Source organism: Rhodococcus sp. EPR-147 (assembly GCF_001647185.1).
Classification (GTDB): Bacteria; Actinomycetota; Actinomycetes; order Mycobacteriales; family Mycobacteriaceae; genus Rhodococcoides.
The window spans coordinates 1-23,016 of the sequence record NZ_LVCU01000243.1; the positions used below are offsets into that span (position 1 = coordinate 1).

At 65.6% G+C, this 23,016-nt stretch carries 23 protein-coding genes; 13 read left to right on the forward strand and 10 right to left on the reverse strand.

Going from position 1 to position 23,016, the window contains the following annotated elements; all coding sequences use genetic code 11:
* Both katG and A2J02_RS28915 read left to right on the forward strand, forming a co-directional pair.
* On the forward strand, positions 1-1,652 hold a 1,652-nt coding region (gene katG, locus A2J02_RS11755), incomplete at its 5' end, for a catalase/peroxidase HPI (protein WP_068050307.1).
* 151 nt (positions 1,653-1,803) lie between these two features.
* A complete protein-coding gene (locus tag A2J02_RS28915) occupies positions 1,804-1,938 on the forward strand; it encodes a hypothetical protein (protein ID WP_255183086.1) in 135 nt (44 codons plus the stop codon).
* A gap of 2 nt (positions 1,939-1,940) precedes the next feature.
* On the opposite strand, the gene A2J02_RS27235 is transcribed toward A2J02_RS28915, so the two are convergent.
* The gene (locus A2J02_RS27235; RefSeq protein ID WP_068050309.1) at positions 1,941-2,939 is read right to left on the reverse strand and encodes a fumarylacetoacetate hydrolase family protein; all 999 of its coding nucleotides are present in this window, start codon (positions 2,937-2,939) and stop codon (positions 1,941-1,943) included.
* A 114-nt stretch (positions 2,940-3,053) separates the two neighbouring features.
* Here A2J02_RS27235 and glsA point away from each other — a divergent pair, with 114 nt between their 5' ends.
* Complete coding sequence (glsA, locus tag A2J02_RS11765; protein WP_068050311.1) at positions 3,054-4,301, forward strand: glutaminase A; 1,248 nt, start codon at positions 3,054-3,056, stop codon at positions 4,299-4,301.
* On the opposite strand, the gene A2J02_RS11770 is transcribed toward glsA, so the two are convergent.
* Positions 4,257-5,456, reverse strand: coding sequence for an NAD(P)/FAD-dependent oxidoreductase (locus A2J02_RS11770; RefSeq protein ID WP_068050312.1), 1,200 nt, complete (start codon positions 5,454-5,456; stop codon positions 4,257-4,259). The two genes, glsA and A2J02_RS11770, sit on opposite strands and share 45 nt — an antisense overlap.
* A gap of 49 nt (positions 5,457-5,505) precedes the next feature.
* Positions 5,506-5,928, reverse strand: a complete 423-nt coding sequence (locus tag A2J02_RS11775) for a hypothetical protein (protein WP_141215281.1) — start codon at positions 5,926-5,928, stop codon at positions 5,506-5,508.
* A 203-nt stretch (positions 5,929-6,131) separates the two neighbouring features.
* On the opposite strand from A2J02_RS11775, the gene A2J02_RS11780 reads away from it, so the two are divergent.
* Positions 6,132-6,818, forward strand: coding sequence for a HemK2/MTQ2 family protein methyltransferase (locus A2J02_RS11780; protein ID WP_068050316.1), 687 nt, complete (start codon positions 6,132-6,134; stop codon positions 6,816-6,818).
* The gene (locus tag A2J02_RS11785) at positions 6,802-7,029 is read left to right on the forward strand and encodes a CDGSH iron-sulfur domain-containing protein (RefSeq protein WP_068050318.1); all 228 of its coding nucleotides are present in this window, start codon (positions 6,802-6,804) and stop codon (positions 7,027-7,029) included. Before A2J02_RS11780 ends, A2J02_RS11785 begins: the two co-directional genes overlap by 17 nt.
* Here A2J02_RS11785 and A2J02_RS11790 read toward each other — a convergent pair.
* Entirely contained in the window at positions 7,011-8,018 is a 1,008-nt protein-coding gene (locus A2J02_RS11790) for an iron-containing redox enzyme family protein (RefSeq protein ID WP_068050320.1), read from the reverse strand. The two genes, A2J02_RS11785 and A2J02_RS11790, sit on opposite strands and share 19 nt — an antisense overlap.
* Before the next feature lie 124 nt (positions 8,019-8,142).
* Between A2J02_RS11790 and A2J02_RS11795 the strand changes: the two genes are divergently transcribed.
* Complete coding sequence (locus tag A2J02_RS11795) at positions 8,143-9,324, forward strand: zinc-dependent alcohol dehydrogenase (RefSeq protein ID WP_068050322.1); 1,182 nt, start codon at positions 8,143-8,145, stop codon at positions 9,322-9,324.
* 80 nt (positions 9,325-9,404) lie between these two features.
* Here A2J02_RS11795 and A2J02_RS11800 read toward each other — a convergent pair whose 3' ends face one another.
* Complete coding sequence (locus A2J02_RS11800; protein WP_068050324.1) at positions 9,405-10,358, reverse strand: hypothetical protein; 954 nt, start codon at positions 10,356-10,358, stop codon at positions 9,405-9,407.
* A 213-nt stretch (positions 10,359-10,571) separates the two neighbouring features.
* On the opposite strand from A2J02_RS11800, the gene A2J02_RS11805 reads away from it, so the two are divergent.
* Together A2J02_RS11805 and A2J02_RS11810 are read left to right on the forward strand one after the other, a co-directional pair.
* Positions 10,572-10,964 (forward strand): OsmC family protein, encoded by a 393-nt coding sequence (locus A2J02_RS11805; RefSeq protein WP_068050326.1) that lies wholly within the window; start codon positions 10,572-10,574, stop codon positions 10,962-10,964.
* A 39-nt stretch (positions 10,965-11,003) separates the two neighbouring features.
* A complete protein-coding gene (locus A2J02_RS11810) occupies positions 11,004-11,840 on the forward strand; it encodes a YihY/virulence factor BrkB family protein (protein WP_082898783.1) in 837 nt (278 codons plus the stop codon).
* Here A2J02_RS11810 and A2J02_RS11815 read toward each other — a convergent pair.
* From A2J02_RS11815 to A2J02_RS11830, 4 genes are all read right to left on the reverse strand, one after another.
* Positions 11,788-12,612, reverse strand: a complete 825-nt coding sequence (locus A2J02_RS11815; protein WP_082898784.1) for a CDP-alcohol phosphatidyltransferase family protein — start codon at positions 12,610-12,612, stop codon at positions 11,788-11,790. The two genes, A2J02_RS11810 and A2J02_RS11815, sit on opposite strands and share 53 nt — an antisense overlap.
* A 10-nt stretch (positions 12,613-12,622) precedes the next feature.
* On the reverse strand, positions 12,623-12,856 hold the full coding sequence (locus tag A2J02_RS11820) for a hypothetical protein (protein ID WP_231893824.1): 234 nt from the start codon (positions 12,854-12,856) through the stop codon (positions 12,623-12,625).
* Positions 12,857-12,941: 85 nt separating this feature from the next.
* Positions 12,942-15,263, reverse strand: coding sequence for a glycosyltransferase (locus tag A2J02_RS11825; protein ID WP_231893825.1), 2,322 nt, complete (start codon positions 15,261-15,263; stop codon positions 12,942-12,944).
* Positions 15,260-16,186, reverse strand: a complete 927-nt coding sequence (locus A2J02_RS11830) for a WcbI family polysaccharide biosynthesis putative acetyltransferase (RefSeq protein WP_068050328.1) — start codon at positions 16,184-16,186, stop codon at positions 15,260-15,262. The genes A2J02_RS11825 and A2J02_RS11830 overlap by 4 nt, the downstream gene beginning before the upstream one ends.
* A gap of 168 nt (positions 16,187-16,354) precedes the next feature.
* On the opposite strand from A2J02_RS11830, the gene A2J02_RS11835 reads away from it, so the two are divergent.
* Genes A2J02_RS11835 through A2J02_RS11850 form a run of 4 tightly spaced genes read left to right on the forward strand, consistent with a single transcriptional unit; the run spans position 16,355 to position 20,365 of the window.
* Complete coding sequence (locus A2J02_RS11835; protein WP_068050330.1) at positions 16,355-17,440, forward strand: hypothetical protein; 1,086 nt, start codon at positions 16,355-16,357, stop codon at positions 17,438-17,440.
* The gene (locus A2J02_RS11840) at positions 17,437-18,546 is read left to right on the forward strand and encodes a glycosyltransferase (RefSeq protein ID WP_068050332.1); all 1,110 of its coding nucleotides are present in this window, start codon (positions 17,437-17,439) and stop codon (positions 18,544-18,546) included. Before A2J02_RS11835 ends, A2J02_RS11840 begins: the two co-directional genes overlap by 4 nt.
* Positions 18,543-19,550, forward strand: coding sequence for a glycosyltransferase (locus A2J02_RS11845; protein WP_068050334.1), 1,008 nt, complete (start codon positions 18,543-18,545; stop codon positions 19,548-19,550). The genes A2J02_RS11840 and A2J02_RS11845 overlap by 4 nt, the downstream gene beginning before the upstream one ends.
* Positions 19,547-20,365: a glycosyltransferase family 2 protein gene (locus A2J02_RS11850; RefSeq protein WP_068050336.1), complete on the forward strand. Its 819-nt coding sequence runs from the start codon at positions 19,547-19,549 to the stop codon at positions 20,363-20,365. Before A2J02_RS11845 ends, A2J02_RS11850 begins: the two co-directional genes overlap by 4 nt.
* 84 nt (positions 20,366-20,449) lie before the next feature.
* Here the strand turns inward: A2J02_RS11850 and A2J02_RS11855 are convergent, their stop codons facing one another.
* A complete protein-coding gene (locus A2J02_RS11855) occupies positions 20,450-21,658 on the reverse strand; it encodes an esterase/lipase family protein (RefSeq protein WP_068050338.1) in 1,209 nt (402 codons plus the stop codon).
* Between the two features lie 271 nt (positions 21,659-21,929).
* On the opposite strand from A2J02_RS11855, the gene A2J02_RS11860 reads away from it, so the two are divergent.
* On the forward strand, positions 21,930-23,016 hold a 1,087-nt coding region (locus tag A2J02_RS11860), incomplete at its 3' end, for a PucR family transcriptional regulator (RefSeq protein WP_156516199.1).

Below are 23,016 nucleotides of genomic sequence, written 5' to 3' on the forward strand. Positions count from 1 at the left end.
TCGCCGGCGGTCGCGTCGACGCCTGGGAGCCGGACGAGGACGTCTACTGGGGCCCCGAGCAGACCTGGCTGGGCGACGAGCGCTACAACGGTGACCGCACCAGTCTCGAAAACCCCTTGGCCGCAGTGCAGATGGGCCTGATCTACGTCAACCCCGAAGGCCCCAACGGCAACCCGGATCCGGTGCAGTCCGCACTGGACATCCGCGAGACCTTCGGCCGGATGGCCATGAACGATATCGAGACCGCGGCACTCGCCGTCGGTGGGCACACGTTCGGCAAGACGCACGGTGCGGCGGATCCCGACGAGCACATCGGTGCCGAGCCCGAGGGTGCACCCATCGAGCAGATGGGTCTGGGCTGGAAGAACAGCTACCAGAGTGGCGTCGGCGCGGATGCGATCACCAGTGGTCTCGAAGTCATCTGGACCCCGACGCCCACCCAGTGGGACAACAGCTTCCTCGAGACGCTGTACGGATTCGAGTGGGAGCTCTACAAGAGCCCCGCAGGTGCGCACCAGTGGCGCCCGAAGAACGGCGAGGGCGCGGATCTCGTTCCCGACCCCGCCGATCCCTCCAAGCGTCGCCACCCGTCGATGCTCACGTCCGACATCGCGATGCGCGTCGACCCGATCTACGAGCAGATCACTCGTCGCTGGCTCGACCATCCCGAGGAGCTCGCCGAAGAATTCCAGAAGGCGTGGTTCAAGCTCACCCACCGCGACATGGGACCCGTCACCCGCTACCTCGGCCCCGAGGTTCCGTCCGAGACTCTGCTCTGGCAGGACCCGATCCCGGCCGTCGATCACGAACTGATCGGTGAGGCGCAGATCGCCGAGCTCAAGAAGACGATCCTCGACTCCGAACTGACTCAGCAGCAGCTCATTTCGGCTGCCTGGGCCGCGGCGTCGTCGTTCCGAGTCAGCGACAAGCGCGGCGGTGCCAACGGTGGCCGTCTGCGCCTGCAGCCGCAGGCAGGCTGGGAGGTCAACGAGCCCGACGAGCTCGCACAGGTCATTCGTGTGCTCGAGGGAATCCAGCAGTCGTTCTCCGGAACGGTGTCGTTCGCCGACCTCGTCGTTCTCGGTGGCGTCGCAGCACTCGAGCAGGCGTCGGGTGTCAGCGTGCCGTTCACGCCGGGCCGCATGGACGCGACGCAGGAGCAGACGGACGTCGATTCGTTCTCCGATCTCGAGCCGAAGGCCGATGGATTCCGCAACTTCCTCGGCAAGGGTCAGAAGCTTCCGGCCGAGTACTCCCTAGTCGATCGGGCGAACCTGTTGTCGCTCAGTGCACCCGAGATGACCGTGCTCGTCGGCGGACTGCGTGTGCTCGGAGCCAACTTCGGAAAGTCGTCGCACGGCGTCCTGACCGACAAGGTCGGAACGCTCACCAACGACTTCTTCGTCAATCTCCTCGACATGGGCACCGAATGGGTCCCGGCCGCGGAGGAAGGCATCTACGAAGCCAAGGATGCGGCGACCGGTGAGAAGAAGTGGACCGGAACTCGCAACGACCTGGTGTTCGGATCGAACTCCGAATTGCGCGCTCTCGCAGAGGTTTACGCCTGCGACGACGCCAAGGACAAGTTCGTCGCGGACTTCGTCGCTGCCTGGGACAAGGTCATGATGCTCGATCGCTTCGAGCTGGCTTAACTCTCTCCACCGAACTCGAAGTTATGGATGGAAACCGTGCTCGATCCATCCATAGCTTCGAGTTCGTCGTTATCGGTCCGTTATCTTTCGTTGCCGATTCGTGTCCTCGGTCCCTGATTCGCTGAAATTTGCGAGCGGCAAGCTACAAGACATGACACACGACGAGGGGGCGGCGGGAGCCGTCGACCACAACATGGACGAACCACGCAAGGGAGCATCCGGCTTCGGATCGTTCCTGGAGATGTTTCAGGATGCCTCCACCGACAAGTCCGATACCGAGCGCTGAGTTCAGCGAGTCCCGATCGTGTTGGTGACCGATCCGATCCGTTGAATACTCAGTTCGACGCGATCGCCCGGGGCGATCCAGCGGTCGAGTTCCAGGCCACATCCACGTGGAAGCGTGCCGGACGTCAACAGTTCACCGGGATGGACGTTTTCGCCGCGGCTGGCGTATGCGAGAGATTCGCCGACCGAGTACCGCATACCGGCGGTGCCGGTCGTCGACCACAGTTCCTCGTTGACGGTGACGGTGGCCGTCAACGAATCCAGATACGGCGTGATCTCGTCGGCGGTCACGATGTCGGCTCCCATGGAGCTGGCGAATGTCTTGGTCTTGACCACCGGACCGAACGGGGTGCGACGCTGTTCCTCCCACTGGGTGTCGCGGGCGCTTATGTCGTCGAACACCACGTACCCACCGATCGCAGCAGTGGCCCGCCGCTCGGATACGTCGCGGACGGGCCTGGTCACCACGGCTCCGAACTCGAGCTCGAAATCCAGTGCCCGGCTGTAGGACGGCCATTCGACCGGAGCTTCGTCGGCTACGACGGTGAGGTGGTTGCCGGTGTAGTAGACCGGATGGTCGTCGAACCCAGGCCCCGGACGGAGCGCCGGAAACGTCGATCGAGTGACGGCTTCGAATCCGCGGATGAAGGGGAGAGCTTTCGGCAGGTTGCGGCGAACCAGGTTGTGCGCGGCCAGATCCCAGTGAGCCTCCCAGCCGAGGAAGCAGCGAAGCGACGCCGGGACCACCGGGAGCGTCGGTGCCGGTCGGTCGATCACCGCGACTCCCTCGGACACGGCGCGCTGCACCACGGCAGAGGCCGCGTCGCGCACGCGTTCGCCGGCATCGAGAAATCCGAGCACGGTGCGGGTGAGCGGGCGGAGAGACTCGTCGGCACCCAATGTCGACACGGCGGTATCGAGGTCGACCCACGATCCCGACTCGGGTGCGTACACGGCCAGACGATCTGTCGAGTCGGCAGCGATCAGGCGTCGCAATCGCACGTCAGGAATCCGATCTTTGCGGGAGGGGGCCCTACAACGGTTGAGGAACCAGGAGTGTAAGCGGCAGTACGGCCGTGATGTCAAGACCTGTTCGCCGAGGACTAGCGTGGACACATGAGATCGCCTGTTCCCGAATACCTCGCCTCCGTGTTGGAGGACTGCAGACAGTTCGACGGAGGGACGGTGACCGAGGGCAACCCGGTAGTGGCCTCGGCGGATCCCGACACGTTCGCGGTCGCCCTCGCCACCGTCGGTGGATCGCTGCACGGAGCGGGCGACACCGACACAGAATTCTCGATCCAATCGATCGCCAAAGCGGTCGCGTACGCGCTCGCCATCGAGGACAACGGCATCGAGGCGCTGCTCGAGGCCGTCGACGTCGAGCCGTCGGGAGACTCGTTCAACGAGATATCCCTCGAAGCGGAGACCGGAAGACCGCGGAACCCGTTGATCAATGCCGGTGCGCTGGCGGTGCATTCGATGATTCGAGGCGACGGAAGCGAAGAGCGGGCAGGGCGATTGACAGACCTTCTGAGCCGAATGGCCGGCCGCGGACTCTCCGTCGACCGTCAGGTGTACGAGGCAGAACTCGAATCCGACGACCGGAACACCGCGATCGCGCACCTGTTGAAGTCGGTCGGCCATCTCGGAGCCGAGCCCGCCGATGTCGTCGACGGTTATGCACGTCAGTGCGCGGTGACCGTGACCTGCAACGATCTGGCCCGGATCGCCGCGGTGTTGGCGAACGGTGGGAAGGATCCCGGCACGGGCGAACAGGTGGTCGACCCGGCGATCGATCGACACGTGTTGGCGGTCATGGCGACCTGTGGAATGTACGACGGCAGCGGCAGCTGGCTTGCGTCCGTGGGTATTCCGGCCAAGAGCGGGGTTGCCGGGGCGATCATCGGTGTGTTGCCCGGTCAGGTGGGGATTGCCGTGCTGTCTCCGAGGCTGAACGAGCACGGCAACAGCGTCCGTGGGGTGGCGGTGTTCGAGCGGCTCTCGCGCGATCTGGGTCTGCACATGATGCATGTGGCACCCAGCGGCGAATCAGCCATCCGCAGCGTGACCGAGGCGGAGGGTGTGACCACAGTGGAGCTGCAGGGTGATCTTCGGTTCGCGGGTGCCGAGGCGATCATCGCCCGAATGGTCCACGGTTTCGGCGAAAATGACAGTACAACAGTCGATTTCAGTGAGGTGCGGGCAATCGACGGCACGGCTCGACGGCTCCTGCATGATGCGTTTCGCGCCCTGGAGGACGACGGTCACCGGGTCATCGTCCACGACCCCGACGGGTTCATGGGCTCGCCCGATCGGTCAGAGTCGGCCGGCGAGAATCATGTTCCAGTAGGACAGCGGTAGGCCGTAACGGTCGAACGCCCAGGCGGAGCGCCGGGGTTTCAGCGGGTCTACGAACGACGGCAACGACGGCGTCAGGGTTCCGGTGCGATCGAACTCGGCAGCGATCAGGCGGTGTGCGTCGACCGGGATGGGGGCCACGGTGTAGCCGTCGTACTCCGACAACGGAGTGCCGCTGCGCGCTGCGATCACATTGTCGACGAGAATCGAAATCTGTTTGCGCAGTGCGCCACCCGAGGAATCGGTGTCGATGGCTGCGCCGTCACCTGCGGCCCAGATCTCCGGATGGATCCGGTGGCGTAGAGTTCGTCCGTCGATGTCGACGACACCGTGCGAGGCGGACCCGGTCAGATTCGATTCCTCCAGCCACTTCGGACCGCGGAACGGCGGTACGAGGTGCAGCATGTCGTAGCCGAGCCGCTCATCGATGCCGTCGTGGTCCGTGACGGTGATGTGTCCGCTCTCCGGGTGCAGTGCCGTCACCGCAGTGCGGGTCAGAATGCGCACGCCGAGCTCGCGTAGTCGTGCGATCACGATGCTGTCGAGTTGCGGCACACCCAGTAGGCGGTGTCGATCCACCACCAGCGTGATGTCCATTCCCGGCATGCGGCCGGTGCGGGTCCAATGGTCTGCCGCGAGGAACAGCGGCTTGAGGGTGGTGCCGGTGCACCCGACCGGTGGCCGCGGCACGGTGAACACCGCGCTGCTGTGGGCGGGCAGATCGCGTACCAACTGCCAGGTGCGTTCGGCTCGGTCGAGGTAATTGCTGGTGACGGTGGGGGATCGGAGCGCGGCCCACACTCCGGGCAGCGCGTCGGTGTCGACGACGAGCCCCTGTCCGAGCACGAGATCCCGGTAGCCGTACTCCGTGCCCGACGCGCAGCGCACCAGACGATTCACCGGGTCGATCGCTGTCGCCGAGTCCTCCAGCCAGACGCATCCGGTCGGGATCACCGAACGTTGGGTGCGCTCGGCCTCGGTCAGAGCTGCCTGACCGGAGCCCACGTACGAGAGCAGTGGGCGATAGGTGTGCACTTTCTTGGGTTCGAGCACCGCGACGTCGGAGATGCCCTTCTTCAGAAGTCGCGCTGCCGCGCTGATGCCCGCGTTGCCGCCGCCGACGACGAGCACGTCGTAGGTCGTGTTGGGGGTGGTCACAGAGACACCTGCCGCGCTTCGGTGCGTGCGCTCGTCGTCATCGAACGGATCACCGGGTGTCTGCTGTCGGCGCGAGCACGGATTCGGTCGTGGATCCTCGTACCTCGACTCGATCGGGTACGAGACCGATGCCGGACTGCTGCAGTGCCGGCGAAAGTACCACTGACAGTTGCTGATTCCACCGGCCTAGTCGGATGGCGGTGGCGTCGAGTACGGAATGGACACCGGCCGAGGCTCCGGCCACCGACGACAGGTCGAGTATCAACGCTCGCCCGCGCTCGGCTGCCTCACCGAGCGTTTCGGCCAGGAGGGGGACATCCGAGTCACCGATCGTGCCGGTCACTCGGACGACGATGTCGGCACCCGCGCTCTCGTCGACCGACAGCATCATCTCGGTATCGAAGCTCCGCGAGGCGTTCAGTGACGGAATCACTTCGGCGAGCGGGGGCGTAATGGACGGTACGACGATCATGAACACACTCCTGAGCAGCCGAACTCCTCGCCCGGCGCACGGGGGAATCGACAGTCGACATTCGGGGACCGCGGGCTACTCCTCAACCACGCTCCACAGGACTACCCGGGGTGGGGTGTTCGTAAGCCTCGAAACGGCAACGGGTTTGACTGCGGGTCCGACGGGAATACGACATCGATCGCTACACCGTGGGAGGCACGCCGATGACGACAGCCGAATCCGATTCCATCCGAGCATTGACATCCGTGCACGCCGATCCCGGAGTGTACGAACCGCAGGAGGATTCGCTTCTGCTGTGTGACATCGCCGCCACGACGGGCATCGTCCCCGGCGCGCGAGTCTTGGACATGTGCACCGGCAGTGGTGCCGTGGCAATCACTGCCGCACTGTTGGGCGCGCGCGAAGTGGTGGCATTCGACATCTCGCCCCGCGCTGTCGACTGCGCCGAGCGGAACGCACGCTCGGTAGGCGTCGAGGTGGACGTCAGGTTGGGTTCCCTGGCAGAGGCCGCCGAGCTCGAACCGTTCGATGTACTGCTCTGCAATCCCCCGTACGTCCCGTCCGAGCTTCCTCCGACGGGGATGGGCCTGCACCGCGCCTGGGATGCGGGCGAGGACGGCCGGACGGTGCTCGATCCGCTGTGTCGCGCCTCGGCCGACCTGCTCGCGCCGGGTGGCGTGCTGCTCGTCGTCCATTCGGAGTTCTCCGGCCCCCACCGCACCGTGAGAATGCTCTCCGACAACGGATTCTCGGTGACGGAAGCCGGCCGGCAGACCATCGATTTCGGGCCTGTGATGCACCGGCGCGCAGAATGGCTGGAAGCTCGCGGAGCATTGGCTCCGGGGTGCCGAACAGAGGAGTTGGTGGTCGTTCGTGGCGACAAGCGATGACGCGGCAGGTGCGCGCACCACGGTGAGAATCGTCCGCGGCGGACCGATTCTGATCGACGGACCGGTGAACATCGAACTCGACGACGGTACGCGGGTGGAGTCGGATCGCTTCCTCGTCGCGGTGTGCACGTGTCGGCGGAGCAAGAACTATCCGCTGTGCGACACGAGCCACCGCGCCAAGCGGCGACCCTCTCAGTCCAGCGAGGACTGACCGGCAGCCCACCGCTCCATCACGTGGTCGGCGAGCTCGTTCTCGACGAAATCCAGCGCACGCATTCCGAACACCACATCTGCCTCCAATTCGGGCTCGTCGCGGAGGAGCGTGCCGACCACATCGTGACGTAGTACCTGCTCGTGCACGGCGTCCGCCTCGACGTGCTCGGCGTAGAACGCGATGCATGCTGCGGGGGCGTCGAGCCTCTGCAGTCCCTGCACGTAGCGCTGTGAGCCCGGAGACGAGGTGATCTCGGTTGCCGCGAGGTGGCCCACGGTGGCACCGCGCAGACCACGGTGCAGGCCGAAGAGCGACATGAGATTGACCCACGCCAGTGTCTGCGCCGGGACGCGGTCGACGTAGCCGAGGTACGTTGCATCGAGGTCGGCGGCCACCATCGATTCGGCCCACAGATGCTGGTGCAGGCGGTCGCCTTTACCGCCGCCGTACTCGTCGAATTCCACTGCTACGTAGGAAGCCTTGGTCTGACCCGTCAAGCGGGGAATGGCCCAGGCATGCGGATCGGCTTCCTTGAGGTGGTAGACGGATCGGTGCACGAAGTATTCGCGCATCTGCTCCCATGACCCCTCGTCGCGCAGGAACCAGGACGGGCCGGTTCCCGAGGTGGCCTCGACGGACAGTGCGTCCATCTCTGCGATCGCGTCGGTGCCGGGTTCCACGTTCTCCCGTACGTAGGCCAGGAAGGCGGACTCGAGAGCTCCTCGCAGTCGAAGGAGTTCGGGATCCCATTCCCAGGCGTCCGAGACTCCCGCGAACCCGCGGTAGTGCAGTTCGTAGCAGATCAGGAGCGACAGTTGCACGTCTCGTGACGTGGCATCGACCTCGGTCGGCGTCGGCACGATCGCAGTCCCGTTCGGCTCACCCGCGGTCAGGCACCGAGTGATGGCATCGGAGATCGGCCCACAGGGAGTGGGCAGCGCAGGGCAGCGGGCGGTGGACGGATCGACTGAGAACAACGCGGTCATAGTGGTGGCTACCCGCTGACGCTCGGTACCAACCACTCACGACCTCTGTGTTTGTGACCTGTCACAACGGGCAATGCGCACTGCACGACATCGAACTTCGAGGTCGTTCCATCGGAAGGACCACATGCGCGCAGTGACCTGGCAAGGCAAGAGGAAAGTCGGCGTGGACACCGTTCCCGACCCGCGGATAGAACTGCCGACGGACGCGATCGTGAAGATCACGACGACAAACATCTGCGGTTCGGACCTGCATCTGTACGAAACACTCGGTGCCTTCATGGACGAAGGTGACATCCTCGGCCACGAGCCGATGGGCATCGTCGAGGAAGTCGGTACGCAGACCGGCGATCTGGCAGTCGGAGACCGAGTGGTCATCCCGTTCCAGATCTCCTGCGGGCACTGCTACATGTGCGATTCGAGCCTCTACACCCAGTGCGAGACCACGCAGGTCCGCGAGCAGGGAACGGGTGCAGCACTGTTCGGCTTCTCCAAGCTCTACGGGCAAGTTCCCGGCGGTCAGGCCGAGTACCTCCGCGTCCCGCAGGCGCAGTTCACTCACATCAAAGTTCCGGAGGGACCGCCGGATTCGCGATTCGTCTACCTCTCCGACGTGTTGCCCACCGCATGGCAGTCCGTCGAGTACGCGGCAATTCCAGACGGGGGATCGGTGACGATCCTCGGTCTCGGGCCCATCGGAGACATGGCAGCGCGCATCGCACAGCACAAGGGCGCGCGAGTGATCGCCGTCGACCTCGTACCCGAGCGACTCGCCCGCGCCGCGGCACGGGGAATCGAGACGGTGAACCTGGCCGAGCACAGCGGTGGCGTCGGCGACGTCATCCGCGAGATGACCGACGGCCGGGGCACGGACTCGGTCATCGATGCGGTGGGTATGGAGGCGCACGGATCGCCGGTCGGCAAACTCGCACAGCAGATCGTCGGAATGCTTCCGGACGCCGTTGCCGCGCCGATGATGCAGAAGGCCGGTGTCGATCGACTCGGCGCGCTGTACTCGGCAATCGACATCGTCCGCCGCGGCGGAACCATCTCGATCATCGGGGTGTACGGCGGCATGGCCGATCCGCTACCGCTGATGACCATGTTCGACAAGCAGATTCAGCTCCGGATGGGGCAGGCGAACGTCAAGAGATGGGTCGACGACATCATGCCATTGCTCGGTGACGACGATCCTCTCGGCGTCGACTCGTTTGCCACACACGAGCTTTCGCTCGAGGAGGCTCCGCATGCGTACGACATCTTCCAGAAGAAGCAGGACGGTGCCATCAAGGTGCTGTTGAAGCCCTAGAGACGTCCTTCGAATACAGCGATGCGGCCCGGAAGTTCACGGGCCGCATCGGTATTCGCAGAAGGATCGATCCATCCTCGTCAGTCGATGGAGATGACGTCCTTGGCGATTGCTGCCACGCGCGTCTGTCCTGCGGACACGACTCCGTGGCGGTTCTTGTGTGCCTCTTCGTACGTCACGACGGTGCGAACGTCGGTCGGGTTGGTGAGGTCCTTGATGGCGGCGACGGCGTCCGAGACGTTCAGGTCGTCGTAATCCGCGATCGGCAGCTCGTCGGCGTCGAGGGTTCCGCTGGCCGACCGCGCGGTGTGGATTGCGTCGGCGACGGTATCGACGCCCTCGCTACGGGTGACGTCCTCGGCTGCTTCGAGTGCTGCATCGCGACTTGCCGTCAGCGTCTTGACTGCCACGTCACCGGCGTGAGCGCCGCGGCCCAGAAGTCCGGCGAGGCGGTCCGGGGTAGCGCGAGCTGCGTCCAGTGCGCGGTCGAGACCGCGAGCCGACCAGGTTGCGGGCGCGTTGACGATTTTGACCGCGGTGCCTGCGGCGGCCTGGAACGGGGTGCGACGCAATGCTGCGGGTCCGCCCAGTGCATCTTCCGCGAGGACGGTCTCGAGCCATTCCACCGTGGCGCTGTGCGCCGTGGCCAGCCGAGTCGCCAGAGCGACGACGGTGGGCTCGTTCGCTGCGGTGGCCAGAGCCTTGATGTACTTGGCGCGGCCCAGCAGCTGCTGCTCGAGGGCGAGATCGCCCAGCAGGGCCTCGTCGAACGGCTGTGCTTGCTCGGCGACTGCCTTGACTGCGGCGAGCGTGCGTCCCAGGAACGGCGACACGAGATCGGGCAGTCCGCCCAGTCCGCGAAGGGCTTCCTCGATGGCTGCGGCGCGGTCGCGACCGTTCGCGGCGTTCTGGGTCAACTCCCGGCGTACCGCCTCGGTGCGCGCCTGAACGACGCGAGTTTCGGCGATCTGGATTTCGGTGTTCGTCAGCTGCAGTGCGACACGCAACTGGGCGATCAACGTCGATGTGCTCATGGTGCTCCCCTTTCGGTCGGGTGGTCGATTTACTCTGGCCGATGCCTGTGGGTCACAGCATGATGCTCGGCCCTGACCGCAGCATTACCCGTCGGTAGGTTCGACCAAACTGATGTGTCCGATATGTGAACAGCGACACGTACCCGTCGGCCTCGTCCCGCAGGTGCGGAACCTGACGGTTTCGATCGGCTGCCTACTGGACATCCGACATCGATGAACACCGAGCTGTACACAGCAACTGTCTCTGCCACCGCGACGGGAGTCACCTCCGACGACGGGGTGCTGTCCCTCGGTGTGCGCGAACCGAAGCACCTCGGGGGGCCGGGGGAGCACACCAACCCGGAACAGCTGATGGCCGCCGCATTGTCGAGCTGCCTGGTCGAATCTCTGCGTATCGCGCTCGGAACCGTCGGGGGCAGCGTCGACGAGCTTGCAGTGAAGGGCACCGTGGTGCTCACCGACTCCGACGCATCCGGCTACGACGCGACGTTCGCACTCGCGGTATCTCTTCCCGGTACCGACGACGCCGAAGCAGTGTTGGCGCAGGCGACCTCGATCTGCCCGTTCCTCAAGGTCATCGACGGAGTGGAGGTCACCCTTGAATGACCCGTCGACGGTCGCCCTGTACTTCGGTGCCCGCACGAGATGACCTCGATACGCACCAGGGCAGCGCGGGGGGCCGGGGCGATCAAAGCCGGGTTCGCCCGCGAGGACACCACCTTGATCGCGGGCGGCCTGACCTTCTACGCCGTCATCGCCGTGGTGCCGCTGTTGCTCCTCACCATCCGCGCCTGCGCTCTGCTGGTGTCGGCCGACTGGGTGCGCGGGGGCTTCGACGCCATGTCGACGATGTTGCCCGACGCCCTGGGTGCTCGTGCGGCCGTGGACGGACTGGCCACTGCAGGAATCGAACTCGGCCCGATCGGCGTCCTGATCGCCATCTTTCCCGCCACGTTCTACGGGGAGGGCCTGCGCCGGGCGATCGTGCGGTTCGCTCCGATCCGAGAATCGTTCACCGGTTGGCGGGGTCGGCTGGCGATGGTGCCGTTCTTCGCCGCAGCGCCTGTCTTGCTGGCAGGCGTCCTCTGCGTAGCGCGGTTGCTCGAAGCAACGACCGGCGGCGGCGGAATCGGTGCCATGGCGGCGCGCGTGTTCCTCGGCTTCAACTGCCTGTGGGTGATCCTGTCCGTCCCCTTGGCATGGACCTATCGCGTGATTGCGCCACGTGCGGTGGGCTGGCGGGCGTTGATCGTCGGATCACTCGTCACCTCGTCCATCGTCACCGGGTTCGTCCACGGATTCATCTTGTTCCTGGCGATACCGGTGGACCTGGGTGCGCCGTTCGGAGGCCTCACCGCGATCGGCGGTGGAGTGGCAATGATGTTGTGGATGTTCGTGTTCCATGTACTGGCTCTGGCCGGCTGGCTGGTCACCGCCGAGTTCGATCGGCCCGTCGATGCAGCCCGAACATCAACTGCATGAACCCGACGACTGCGAGCGCACACGTCACCGACATTCCGATCGTCGCCGATGATCCGGCGGCGGCCGGAGCGGCACCGGCGACCGTCGCCGTGACCGCAGCCGCGATCACCCGCGAGGGGCGCTCCCACACCGTCAGAAAGCCGACATCCTCGATGCCGGAACCGACCGCGCGGGCACGGGCCATCTCGTGCAGCATCGTCGTCACACCGACCGCGAGAACGAGCGGCATCGGTGCTCCGAGCGCAAGACCGCTCGCCAGGAGCAGCAGGTCGCTGCAGCGATCGGCGACGGTATCGAGCAGGTACCCCCACTGAGTTTGGGAGCGACCGATCATCGCGACCCCACCGTCGATACCGTCGAGCAGGCCGGAGATCACGATCAGCACAGCCGCGATCAGTGGTGCCGAGGTGCCGGGGCGCGACAGGGCCACTGCCGCTCCTGCCACCACGACGGCGGTCAGGGTGACCGCGTGGGCGGATACGGACGCGCGAACCAACGGTGCGCTCAGCGCATAGACGACGCGAAGCCAACCCGAGACCAACCCGGAAGCAGAAGGATCGATGCCGTTGTGCAGCGTCGACCACGTCGACAGATACTCCTCGCGAGTCGCCGGACGTACCGGCACACCCTGCTGCTTCGACGTACTGCGCTGATTGACCATCGAGAACCCTTGCTCGGCACTGACTGAGAGGAACTCGACGAGCAGTTGACCGGCGATTGCGCGTCGAGACTTCGATGCGGAGTACCCGCCCGCGGCGTTCTCAATCCGCACCGCAGCCGGACTATCGGTCGTCGTCGGAGTTGCTCGCTCTCCGCCGCGCTTTCAGTCGCGAGATCTTGATGCCCACGGCAGCGAGCACGATCAGCCAGCCCGAGATCAACACTCCGCCACCGACGAACGCCGCACGGCGCAGAGGATGTTCGTCGGCGTACACGTAACCGACTGTGCCCCAGATCAATGCGATGAGGGCGATGATCGCCATCATCCAGAGCATCGAGTACAGCGTTCTGTTCATTGTTCACCCGACCTTGCTGTTACGTCGTCCCCGACGAGCGCGGACATCCATTCTTCCATCAGTGGCCGCCGCACCGTATTTCCCTTCACCAGGACAGATTCGGTTGATGTTCACCGGTCGAGATCCCGAATTCGACGGCCGTGCGGTGCATGTGCCCGAAGAGGCCTTCGGCCGCATCGAGCCGATCACGACCGAGCTCATCGGCCCACCGCGCCGCGCGCGCATTCGACCGCGAACTGCGACACTCGACAACACCGGAGCCGCCCACGTCCACGGTCATGTGATCGGCACCGGTTGCCAGCATTCGGCGCAGAGCGTGCTCACCGAACAGTACGAGTCCGCGGACGTGTACGACCATGTGGCTGCGGCCGGTGTCGCCGGGCCGACCCAGATGGACCCGTGGGTCCACGTCGCCCCACTGCTCTCGCAACGACGCCGCGTCCGAACCGTCCAGCCACACCGCGCAATCTCGCTCGCGCAGAACGGAACCGACCGTGGCGAGCAGCGAGGCAGAGCTGTGTCCGGCGCACTCGACGACCACGACGATCTCGGGCACGGCGTAGACGAGGCCGTGAGTGCGAGCCGCAGGGTCGGTGATGCGCGAGGACAGCATCAGCGCTTCGAGATTCTTGCGTTCGCGATCCCCACCCGTCCGCTCGGCCCATTCGGGTCCGTCGTGCCAGGCGACCGCTCGGGGCAGGTGCGCCAGGACGGCACCGGCGTCGTAGGCGCGATGCGCGAACTCCCAGTCCTCTCCGCCGTAACCGACGAAGGTCTCGTCGAATCCACCGATCTCCGAGAACAGCCGACGGCTGCACGACATGACGGCGCTGATGATGTACCGGTACGAACGTCGATCGGCATCGAGCAGGTTTCGCGAGCGGAAATACCCGTCCCGAAGCCACCCCGGCTCCGACAACTCCGGCGGTCCGGAAAATTCGCCGCCGAACCACCCGGCCACGTCCTCGGCGGACCAGCCCGTCAGATCGGCATGGCGTCGCCGACCCACGGCTAGAGCATCGGGAACCGCCCCTGTCAGCCGTACCGATTCCGCGATGTAGCCGGGTTCGGGGACGGTATCGGCGTCCAGAAAACACAGAATCTCCCCGTCGGCAACCGATGCGCCGAGATTGCGTACTGCCGCCGCGCGAAAGCCGAGATCGTCCTGTCGAACGACGGTGATGTCCAGGGCCGTCCGGAAGCCGTCGACGTCCGGTGCTTCGGGGGACCCGTCGTCGGCCACGATCACCTGGAGCAGCGAGGCCGGGTAGCTCTGCAGTGTCAGCGCGGTCAGTACGAACTCCAGCTGACGCTGCTGGCGAAAGTACGGGATCACCAAGGACACTCGCGGATCCCGATCGACCGGCTCGGCGAGATCCCACCGATTGCCCGGAACCACCCATCGGCCGTCGGGTAGCTGGTCTGCCGTTGGTGAACACTGTTCGTCGAACAGTGCGCGGTACAGCACGGCTGCTTGCTCGAGGGTGGGGTAGGTGACCACGTCGCGGTTCTGCCAGGTCCTGTCGGGATGGCGCAGAGCCTCCGCGATCGCAGACGCGAGGCCTTCGACCGAATTCTCGTGAATCCACAGCGCCCCGGGGGAGTTGGTCTCCATTTCCTCCACGTACCGACCGCGCGGGACGAGTGGTCGACGGCCGGCCGCGATCCAGGAATTGATCGAACCCGATGCCGACACGTGTCGGTGGAACGCGACGGGAATCGCGATCGACCGCAGGATCTCGTTCAGCTCTGCATCGGGAACGAAACCGGTCGAGGTGAACGATCGGCCGAGTTGCTCTGCAGCACGGCCGAGTTCGTCGATCATGGATTCGTGGCCCGGTGATGCGGACCCGATCGAGAGAAAGTCGACGTCGGTGTCCAGCGACGTCATGGCATCGAGCACCTCCTCGTGCCCTTTGCCCGGGTAGACGAATCCGAGTACGCCGACGACTTGTCGCGGGGCGACGCGGTCTTCGGTCCGTGGCTCCGCGCGTCCGATCGGAAGCGGGATCACCCGAACGTCGTCTCCACCGTCCAGGACTTCGTCGAGCAGTAGCCGCTCGTGCATGCTGGAGACGATTACGGCAGCGGCGCAATCGGCCACCCGCCGATAGCACTTCTTCCGCGCCTCGAACGCGTGGCCGTCGGACGCCTGCGGGACATCGTGCATCGTGACGGTGATCGGTGCGCGGTGCCGCTGGGCGAAGGCGACGAAAGCATCCGCTGCCGCCTGTGCAGTGCGGCCGAACAACCGGTCGGTGAAGTGCACGTGGACCGCACTGTCGAGGGGTAGCTGTTCGAGATCCGATATCACCGGACTCGCTGTGGCGGAGGCCAATTCGTGCGCACAGCGGACGACACCGTGCTCGTCGGGCCCCATGACGAGATGAAGTACCGTCCCGGTCACGGTGCCAGCTCCAGGGTTCGGATCAGTTCGGCGTGGCGTTCGAGCGCGGCATCGACGAATTCGGGACGATCCGCGTACCACTGCAGGTGAGCGCGATGAACGGAATCCGGCGACACGGCAGCGCCGTCCACCGACCAGTTCGGCCGCGAATCACCCTGCAGACCCAGAGCATTCAGCACTCGTCCCTCGACGGGCGCGCGAACGCCGCCGAGCAACTCGCGTCCCGGATCCCGCACCGTGCTGCCGGTCCCCAACTGATCGAGTATGCGCTGGGCGAGAGCGCCGAGCACCACGTTGGTCGCATGGTTGATCGTGTGGGTGGCGTCGATCCCGGCATCTGCGAACAGATCGGAGGCAACGATGTCGGTGTCCCGGCGTTCGCGTCGGCGCAACTCGTCGAGGCTCGCCTCGGCTGCCTGTCGCAGGCCGTCGCCCGAGACCGATCGATCCCAGTCCTCGTCGCCGCCCAGGCCGCGACGGGCGGCCAGAATCGTCCGTAAGTCGTGGTACGGCACCATGTTCGGGACGGCAGCGGGGTCGCTCGGGTGTCGAACGATGACCTGGAAGGGGTGCAGCCCCGCGTATCTCAATACCGGCCACCGGACCACTGTGGCGTCGGGTGCGAGCGCGTCGGCGAGATCGGGCACCCCCAGTGGCAGCGACCGATAGCCGGCTCGAACCGGCTGGGTGAGCAGCACCGACGCCTGGCGCACGAGGCGGTCGACGTGGGGCAGGTCCGAGGCTTCCAGCTCGTGTACGGGAGGGATGCGTACCGTCCGCAGCGGCATGGCCGGGTCGGAACCGAGGAGGATGCGCAGCGCCTCGGCCTGGCAGTTTCCCCAGACGAGCAGGAGCGGTCCGTCCTTCTCGGCGTCGTCCGCCAGTCCGTAGAATTCGCCGTAATGGCGGGTGCGACCGTCCATGCTTGCCCCGACGTCGTGTGATCGTTCTTGTTGGACCATTCTCTCGTCAACGTAGACCCGGCGGACGGGCTTCGCCAACCCCGATTGAACCCGGGTGCAATCGGGTACAGGCTACGTATCGCGTGTCGGGACCAGGCACGATCCACCTGCCTGTACCCGAAGGAATTCATGATTCGCGTTGCATCGGTTCCGTCCTCGCACGCCTATGTCCGACACCTGCAGCCCGTCGTCGGCGCTGCCCCGAACGAGATGTCCGTCGACTCGGCGGTGATCGTGCTGCCCGATCCTGCCCCGGCGAGAGTCGACGTACCCGGCCAGTGGTGGCCCCCACGACTGCTCGATGCTCGGTGGCTCGCCGAGCAGACCGACGTGCACTTCGATGTGCTGCACGTGCATTTCGGGTTCGAGTCCTTCACGTCCGACGAACTCACCCGCACCGTCGAGCATCTGCGCGCCCACCGGCAGCCATTGGTTCTGACGGTTCACGACCTGCACAATCCCCATTTCGCGGACAGTGCCGATCACCTGCGACAGTTGGACGTACTGGTTCCCGCTGCCGCCGCCGTCATCACCCTCACCGCGGGAGCCGCTGCCTGGATTCACGATCGGTGGGGTGTCGAGGCAACAGTGGTGGACCATCCACACGTCGTGCCGCTGGAGCGGATGACACTGCCGCGCCCGGAGTCGGACTCGTTCGTCATCGGCGTCCATGCCAAGAACCTGCGGTCCAACATGGACCCGTTGGCTGTGATGGATGCCGTGGTCGAGGCCGCACGATCGCTACCCGACGCCACTGTCCGGTTGGACATCGACGAGGACGTGTTCGAGTCCTCCAGCCATTGGTACAGCCCGGCGGTCGGCGCAAAATTGCTGGACTACACAAGCTTTCCCGATGTCGACGTGCGTGTGCACGAACGTTTCGACGACGACGCGCTGTGGGACTATCTGTCGTCGATCGATGTCTCGGTGTTGCCCTATCGATTCGGAACACACTCGGGCTGGCTAGAGGCCTGCCGCGATCTCGGCACCACCGTGGTCGCGTCGGACTGCGGCTTCTACGCAGATCAGGCCCGGGTGCACAGTTTCCGGATGGGAATCGATTCGTTCGATCCCGACACCCTCGTTGCTGCCGTGCGAGCAGCGCACGCCGATCGGACGCCTGCGCTCGATTCGGGCGTTCGCGCGGAGCAACGACAGCGAATCGCAGCAACTCATGCCGCGATCTATTCAGCAGTGACAAAGGAGATGCGTTGAACGAGAAGCCACTTCGCATCGCGGTGTTGGCGTCGTCGAGTTTTCCGGTGGCGCAACCCTTCGCAGGCGGTCTGGAGGCGCACGTCTACAACCTGGTGCGCGCGCTCACCGAGCGTGGACATCAGGTGAGTCTGTTCGCTGCAGACGGATCGAGCGTCGACCTGGACGCAACGATGCTGCCGGTCCGAACGTTGGATCTGACGCCGATCTCGATCGCCGACGTGGCGATCACCCCCACCGCGATCCGTGAGCATCACGCCTATCTGGCGGTGATGTTGGAACTGGCCGGGACGCTGTCTCGGTCGTTCGACATCGTGCACAACCACAGCCTGCACTACCTGCCGCTGGCGATGTCGGCGACGCTCTCGGTACCGATGGTGACGACGCTGCACACGCCTCCGTTCGCGTGGCTGGAGTCCGCGGTTGCGCTGGCTCCTCCCGGTGCCAACACTTTCGCCGCTGTCAGCGAGTTCGCCGCCTCGCAGTGGGCCGATGTCACCGCAGGAACCGTCGTCATTCGCAACGGAATCTCGTTGGAGGACTGGCCGTTCGGCACCGGTGGCGACTATGTGGTGTGGTCCGGTCGAGTGGTCCCGGAGAAGGGGCTGCACCTGGCCATCGCGGCTGCGAAAGAAGCGGGGCGCTCGCTGCGTATCGCCGGTCCGCTGAGCAATCTCGAGTACTTTCACGAGTTCGTCGAACCCATGCTCGACGAGAACATCCGGTACGTCGGACACCTCGACCAGCCCGCCCTGGCGGCGTTGGTGGCAGGTGCCGAGGTCGCGCTGGTCTCGCCGGTCTGGTCCGAACCGTACGGCCTGGTGGTCGCAGAAGCGCTGGCCTGCGGCACTCCCGTCGCCGCGTTCGCCAGGGGCGGCATACCGGAGATCGTCGACGGCTCGTCGGGAGTGCTGGTGGCCGCCGACGACGTACACGGCCTCGCCGCCGCGATCCCCGCGGCGGCAGCCCTGAGGAGGTCCGACGTCCGGGCCCGGGCGGAGAAGGTGTGCTCGATGGGCCGGATGGTGGACGAGTACGAGGCGCTGTACCACTCGACTCTGGCCGCGGCGGTCGACTCGGTGGACGACCGACTCGCGATCGCATGATCGGCTACTACGCGCACCACCACGGGGTCGGTCACATCACCCGTTCCGACGCCATCGCACGGTCGATGGCCGAGCCGATGACGGTGTTGTCCTCGCGTGCTCGACCGACAGCGCATGCGGCGGCCGAGTGGATCTCGCTTGCTCTCGACGTGGACGACTCCGTGGAAGGCAATGCTGCGGTGGACAGTTCGGCTGGAGGGGTGCTGCACTGGGCTCCCCACGACGTGGACGGTCTGACCGAACGGATGGCGATCATCGCGGAGTGGGTGGCGCGCGAGCGACCGCGGGCAGTGGTGGTCGACGTATCGGTGGAAGTAGCGATGTTCCTGCGGCTCATGGGTGTTCGCGTGATCGTGATGGCGATACCGGGGGAGCGGAATGATCCGATCCACAACCTCGCCTACCGGGCGGCGACCCACATCGTCGCACCGTGGTCGCGCGAGGTCTACGACCCGACCTGGCTGCGTCCCTTCGCCGAGAAGACCACCTATGCAGGCTCGATCAGCCGGTTCGCCGAACGTGAGAGAGACACTGCCCACGCCGATCCGACAGTGGTGGTTCTGGGTGCCGCCGGTGGCACTGCGCTGACCCGAGACCTGGTGGACTCGTGGTCGGCGGTGGACGCCCGCTTCGAGTTCCGCGCGCTCGGCGTCGCAGGCGGCGACTGGGTGGACGACGTGTGGCCGGTGCTGTGTTCGGCGGCACTCGTCGTCACGCACGCCGGCCAGAACGCCGTCGCCGACGTCGCCGCTTCGGGCGCGCCGGCCATCGTCGTGCCGCAGGCCCGACCCTTCGACGAGCAGCATGCCACCGCCGCGGCGCTGGCGGGCGGCCCGTTCGCGGAGGTTCTCGACTCGTGGCCGTCCGTCGCGCGATGGCATGCTGCGGCCGATCGCGCTCTCGAGATCGGTGGCCGGCGGTGGTCCGCGTTGCGTACCGAGGGGGCACCTGTCCGTGCTGCCAGGGCCATCGAGCAGGCCGCACCTCGGACGGCGCGACAGTGAAGGCCGTCGTCGTCACCGTGGTGTCCGGTCGACACGAGCACCTGGCCGCTCAGGTGCGCGGTCTGAGTGCCTCGGAAGGGCAGGTCGAACACGTCGTGGTCTCGATGGGCGACGATGCGATCGTCGACGTGCTCGCTCGATCGGGTTCGGCGGCGACGTGCATCGACATGCCCCCGCAGACCCCGCTGCCGCTGGCCCGCGCCCGCAATCGAGGCGCGGCCGCAGCAATCGAACGTGGCGCGGAACTGCTGGTGTTCCTGGACGTTGACTGCATTCCGGGCCCGAACATGATCGAGCTGTATCGCCGTGCGGCAACGCTGCCCGGCAACGACCGATCCCTGCTCTGCGGTCCGGTGACCTACCTGAAAGAGAAAGACATGGGTGCGGAGGGCGAGGCTCTGACGTTGCTGACCGCACCGCACCCGGCGCGGCCGAACCCGCCGGTCGACACCGTCGAGCACGGAGGCAACTTCGATGTCTTCTGGTCGCTGTCCTTCGCGGTCGAGGCAACCACCTGGACCGAACTCGGCGGCTTCTGCGAGGACTACACCGGCTACGGCGGTGAGGACACCGATTTCGCAGCCACCGCGGAGGCGTTGGGCATGGGGTTGCGGTGGGTCGGTGGGGCGCACGCCTATCACCAGTTCCATCCGGTCTCCGATCCTCCGGTGGAACATCTCGACGACATCGTCGCCAACGCGCGCACGTTCTTCGACCGATGGGGGCGGTGGCCGATGATCGGATGGCTCGACGCCTTCGCGGCTCGCGGACTCGTGGAGTTCGACGGCTCCGGGATCCGCCGCACGGCCGGCTGATTCGCTCGGATGGGTGCCCGCGCAACAGTGAGGGCGATCGGCCTCCGCAGCCGATCGCCCTCACCGAGGTTTGCTCGCCGGTGACTAGCCGCCGGTGATGGGTGAGTTGAATGCGCACGGGATGGACCTCGTGGGGAAGCCCTTCGGATCCAGTGCGTTCTTCACGATGCCGATCGCGCGAGGCGAGACCGAGATCGACAGGTGGTCCGACAGATCGATCTCGCAACCGTTCTGCAGGGTGACGTTGTTGACGGTGGCACCGGGACCGGCGGTGAGGAACGTCGTCTTGTACGGGGTGACGACCTCGTCGTACTTGGTGCCGATCACGGTGTACTTGATGCCGGGGTCGGTGTCACCGCCCACTGCCAATCCCTTGACCAGATCCGAGTCGATGACCTGGTCCGAGGCGGCGGGTCCGGCGATGGCCCCGACGACGCCGAGTACGTTCAGGCCCAGGTTGTTGATCGTGCGACCCAGAGTGCCGATACCGACGAGTGTGGTGCCGTGGTTCGACCCGGCGACGCTGACGACGGTGTTGACCTTGTTCTTCGTCGGGTCGGCCGGATTGGCGCCACCCTCGAAGCGCAGGTACTGGCGGGTCACGAGTCCACCCTGGGAATGGCCGACGATGTCGGCCTGAGCGGACCCGGTGGCGGCGCGCACGGCGTCGATGTAGGTCGCGATCTCCTTCGCGCTCGACGCGACGGATGCCGTGCCCCGCAGCGACTCGAGATTACCGACGATGCTCGAGTCCTTGTCGCCGTAGTTGAGCGCGAAGATGCAGTAGCCCTCCTTCTTCAGCGCAGGCGACATCCGCGCGAAGTTGTTGTAGGCGTTCTCCCACGTGCCGTGCAGCAGCACGACCGGACGTGGATGCGCTGCCGACGGCTTGCAGTTCCAGTCGTTGGCACCCTGAGGTGCGACATTGGGGTTGACGATGCTGTACAGGAATCCGGCCAGGAAGTTCTTCTGCTCCGGTCCGTAACCCGTGGTCTCGGTCCGTGGGTCGTAGGTGATGGTCGCGGGAGCTGCGGATTCGATGTTCGGCTGGGCGATGCCCTGGTCGGCGGCCTTGGGTGAGGCCTCGGTCGGACCGGGCGGAACGACCGTGTCGCCCTGCACGGTGGCGGGCGGAGCAGGTGCGGTGGCGGGCGGAGCAGGTGCGGTGGCGGGCTGTGCCTGTGCTGCGACACCGGTACCGAGGGTGAGTGAGCACGCCATTGCGGCGATCATCGCGGCGCGCACCGTCGTTGCCTTCCGCGTCGTGCGGGAGGTGGACCGAGAAGTGGTCATGGAGCCTGACTTTCGACGAGGATTGTTGGACAAGGCGGAACAGTAAGCGCGGATTTCGGTGATTCGCGTTCTCCTGTCGGGCGTTTGGAATCTGCCCGCAACCGCCGAGTCGGATGTGAGAGATCGTCACAACTGAGCTCCGACGACCCGAATTCGAACCGACTGCCGGATATATTCGGAAAAACAATCCTCAGGTTTGATTGTTGTTCTACTGTTCGTAGCGGGGAAACGGACCTGAAGTAGGTTTCGAGTGCGAGGGGTGGGGTCTTCGGTGACGGCAACGGAAAGCGTGCACGTGTCGCAGGGTGAATACGTCAGTGGGCGACGGGCATCCGACCGTCTGCGGACGCCGAGGGAGACTGCCGCACGCATGCTGGATCAGTACTTCGGCGAGCCCGAGGAAACACCACCGCCGCGCGAGTGCGCCCGCGGCGAACTCGACGACATGACGACGACCTGCTGCGAACTGGCGACCGGAGTACTCGAATCCGGGCGGCTACCGGTAGCCGGTGCGATGGACGTCTTTCGCGACGCAGCGACCCGGTGGGCCCGAGACGGCGTACCGCTCGGCCGTATCCAACATGCCGTCAACGAGGGCTGCGCACTGGCTGTGCGACAGGCACCGCGCCCGGGCGACGGGGGTGCCGACGATCGACTCGCCGACGGAACCGTCCTGGTCATGGAACTGTTGGACGTCGTCACCGCGGCCGTGTCCGATGCCTACCTGACGGAATTTCGCACGCTGGCTCAGAACGGTCCCCGTCACGACGTGGAACTGCTGGACGCGCTGTTGACCGGTGACGGCACGGCTCGCAAGATCGCCGATCGGATGGGAACGCTGCTCGCCGAGGATTATCACGTTGTCGCCCTGCACTTTCCGGCCCATGCCGACGAGGGTGGCCGTCGGATCGACGCGGCGATGATGGCGGCTCGAAAACTGCGAAGAATCCACACCGCGCTGGCCACATTCGACGCGGACTGCGTGCCCATCGCGTCGATCAGTCCCACCGGCGGAACCGTCCTGCTGCCCGATGTTCCAGGCGTGGACGTCGGCGAATTGGTCGATCGCCTGGCCGACGCGGGTCAGGTGGCGGTGACCGCGACAACCGGGTCGGCCGCGATCGATGACATCGCCGCTACCGCGCCCCACCTGTACGAACTGCTGAGTCTCGTGCGTCGGCTCCGATACGCACCGGGGACGTACCGGATTTCGGATCTCGTGTTCGAGTACCAGGTGAGCAGGCCGGGCCTGGGGCGCAAACACCTTGTGACACTGATCGATCCGCTGCGCGATTCGGTCGACCTGTTGCCGACACTGCAAGCATTCGTCGATTCGGACTCCAACCGAAAGAAGACGG